Consider the following 1,090-nt stretch of genomic DNA (forward strand, 5'->3'; position numbering starts at 1 on the left):
ACCGCGGCCCTCAACGGCCTGTCTTCCGACCAGGTCGGTGCCCTGGCCAGCGACGCCGTCGGCTCGCTGACCACGGCACAAGTCGCCTCGCTGGGCACCGACCAGATCAAGGGCCTGACCACGGGTGACATGGTGGCCTTGACCTCGGCCCAGGTCGCCGCCCTCAACTCCGCACAGGCCGGTGTGCTGTCTACCGCCCAGATTGCCGCCATCGAGACCGCTGACGTCAAGTCGCTGTCCACGGCTGCGCTGCGCAACCTGTCCACGGACCAGTTGGATGCCCTCACGAGCGACCAGCTGCGTGCCCTGTCCTCCACCCAGCTCAATGCGCTGACTACCAGCCCGCAGCTCGCCAACCTGTCGACGTCCGACCTGAACTCGCTGACGACCGGCCAGATGGCCAATCTGTCGACGGCCCAGGTCCGCGCGCTGACCACCGATCAGCTCGGCCATCTGAGCACGGACAACCTCAACGCCCTGGGCACCGCCCAGTTCGCGGCGCTGAGCTCCAGCCAGTTCGGTGGCCTCGCCACCAGCCAGYTGGCCAAGCTCGARACSGCTGACCTGCGCGCCGTCACSACGGCSGCCYTSAATGSCCTGWSCTCCGAYCAGATCGGTGCCCTGGCCAGCGACGCCGTCGGYKCSCTGTCCACGGCGCARGTCGCCTCGCTGGGCAGCAGCCAGATCAAGGGTCTGACCACCGGCGACATGGTCGCCCTGACCTCGGGCCAGATCGCCTCGCTGAACTCCACGCAGGCCGGCAGCCTGACCACGGCCCAGRTCGCCKCCATCGAGACGGCCGACATCAAGTCGCTGTCCACCGGCGCCCTGCGCAACCTGTCCTCCGACCAGCTCGACGCCTTCACCAGCGACCARCTGCGYGCSCTGAGCAGCGGCCAGRTCAACARCCTGACCACGGCMCAGGTCAACRCCCTGGGCACSGCYGACCTGAACAGCCTGASCAGCRGCCAGTTCTCCAAYCTGTCCWCGGGCCAGGTCCAGGCGCTGACGAGCACCCAGCTCGCCAACCTCGCCAGCGACAACCTGAACGCCCTGGGCACGGCCCAGTTCGCAGCCCTCACTTCGGGCC

1 pseudogene is annotated in these 1,090 nt (G+C 68.7%); it reads left to right on the forward strand.

The features are described 5' to 3' along the window. Positions 1-1,090: pseudogene (locus tag AC1DU6_RS32315) on the forward strand (heme utilization protein); the annotation flags it as partial.

This window comes from Roseateles sp. P5_B10 (assembly GCF_056400485.1).